The organism is Eikenella longinqua (assembly GCF_001648355.1).
Taxonomy (GTDB): Bacteria; Pseudomonadota; Gammaproteobacteria; order Burkholderiales; family Neisseriaceae; genus Eikenella; species Eikenella longinqua.
In genome coordinates this window covers 1-1,814 of record NZ_LXSL01000005.1, presented here as the reverse complement: position 1 = coordinate 1,814, position 1,814 = coordinate 1, and the positions used below count along the sequence as shown (strand labels likewise).

Sequence of the window (1,814 nt, the reverse complement as noted above, 5' to 3'; positions counted from 1 at the left end):
TCAGCACGCTGGCACCGCCTTCGCCGCTGTAGCTGCCCTGCGGCAGGTTGTCGGCAGTTTCCTGCCGGGCTTTGTAAGGGTTGTAAATGCCGTTTTCAACGTAGCTCCGGCATTGGGTATCGGGTACCGGCGATGAAGGCGATACCGATCAGGCCGAGACCTACGGCAATGCCGCCGACTGAAGCCAAATCGGTTTTGAAATCGCCGGTAGCGGCGGTTACTGCATCGGCCACAGCGCCAGCGTAAGAATTGGTGGCGATGAAGGCGGAGGACATAACGGCCAGTGCGGCCAGTTTGTTTTTCAACATAATGTTTTCCTTTTACAAGTTATTGCGGGCTTGACTTGGATTAACGCCGCCCGGATAGCGTTAATGCTTTAGGCTGAACAGCAGCAGCATGAGGGTTACCATTAGGCTGATTTGCGATAGCTGATCCATGATGTTTTCATATCTGACTATCGGCACAATCATGTGAATAATGCTGACTGCCATTTCTGCCTCTTATTAGTGGGCGGCTTCTCAAAGGTTTAACGTCGCTGGCCGCCCGGGCAACGACGGTACTTCTTATTATTCGGGTTCGTATAGGGTATAGACGGCGATATTCCTTAAGCTGCTGTCTATATCCCTGCCGTGGTCTAAAGCTACGTTGAGATTTCTGAACCTGAAGGCTTCATCCAGTTTTCGGACGTATTCGAGGCCACCTAAACCGTCTACACCGATGAATGCACCTTCACTTAATTCCTGAAGAACATAAACGACTCTCATATCTCCCCCTTATTTCAGGCTGTCTTTCGGATCGGGGCGGGCTTTCACTTTGAGGTTTTTCAGGTTGAGTTGCGGCTTGCCTGATTTGAGTTCCATTTCCAGTTCAAGCTCGCAATCAACGGGGAATTTGTATTCGCGCAATCCTAAGTAATTGCTGCTTTTGCCGTAGTTAAGTTCGGTTACGTTCAAGCCGCATTCGTTTTCGGCATCACTGGGAACGTCCATCAATACGCGGACTTTGCAGGTGTCGAAATCGCGGCCTTCAATCGTGCCTTTGAACTGTTTGGTGCCAATCAGGGTTGCTTTTTGTACGAACATGGTTACTACTCCTTTTGTGTTATCGTCTGATGTGCCGGACAGGGCATTTAGCCGCTGTATCCGCAGACGGGGTTAAGAAACTTTTCTGAAACGCAGTCGATTTTTAATAGTTCGGCGAAATACTGGCCGGGATGGACAGCTTTAGGCACACCGGCTTCAGGATTAAATATTTTCAAAATCTCTTCGGTGGATTTGCCCAGTTCAAGCAGCATGTTGATTGCACGGCTGCCCTGCATGCGCAGGTATTTGATACTGTGCTCAATACCGGCTTGCACCATGCGTTGCTTAATGGCGATTTTTTTGGGTTGGCTTTGGGCGAATACGCCGTTTTCGCCAAACAGACGGTTTAATTCGGGATATTGGGCGGAAAGGTAGTCGCCGGGATGAATTACGACATCCAGCGGAATGATTAAATCGTTACTTCTCAATTCGAGTTCGCAACGTACCCAAGGGCTTTCAGCATCGCCGAGCTGACGGCCTTTTTCGTAAAAACGGAGCATGCGGGAAGATAGGCGGGTACCGACATAGAGGGTTCGGCCATGCTTGGTATCGTTGTACCAATCATCCCCTTCGAGACGGAGCTTGGGTTGGGTGAAAGAATTGTTGAATGCGCCATTGCGGTAAGCGGTCAGGGCGTCATTTACGCTGTATTCGCCGCTTAGGAAGTCATGGGCTAAATCAACGCGGGTATAGCGGAAGCCAACAACTTCATCCATTTGGGAAAAGTTATAA

3 protein-coding genes are annotated in these 1,814 nt (G+C 49.7%); all 3 read right to left on the bottom strand.

Going from position 1 to position 1,814, the window contains the following annotated elements; all coding sequences use genetic code 11:
- Nucleotides 1-95 precede the first annotated feature (95 nt).
- Nucleotides 96-308 (bottom strand): hypothetical protein, encoded by a 213-nt coding sequence (locus A7P95_RS00050; RefSeq protein WP_067589346.1) that lies wholly within the window; start codon nucleotides 306-308, stop codon nucleotides 96-98.
- A gap of 465 nt (nucleotides 309-773) precedes the next feature.
- Nucleotides 774-1,082, bottom strand: coding sequence for a hypothetical protein (locus A7P95_RS00040; protein ID WP_067589340.1), 309 nt, complete (start codon nucleotides 1,080-1,082; stop codon nucleotides 774-776).
- Between the two features lie 47 nt (nucleotides 1,083-1,129).
- On the bottom strand, nucleotides 1,130-1,814 hold a 685-nt coding region (locus tag A7P95_RS00035), incomplete at its 5' end, for a replication initiation factor domain-containing protein (RefSeq protein ID WP_218916343.1).

Coding starts and splice junctions, on each gene's coding strand:
- A7P95_RS00040 (WP_067589340.1), bottom strand. CDS start 1,082: ATGTTCGTACAAAAAGCAACCCTGATTGGCACCAAACAGTTCAAAGGC.
- A7P95_RS00050 (WP_067589346.1), bottom strand. CDS start 308: ATGTTGAAAAACAAACTGGCCGCACTGGCCGTTATGTCCTCCGCCTTC.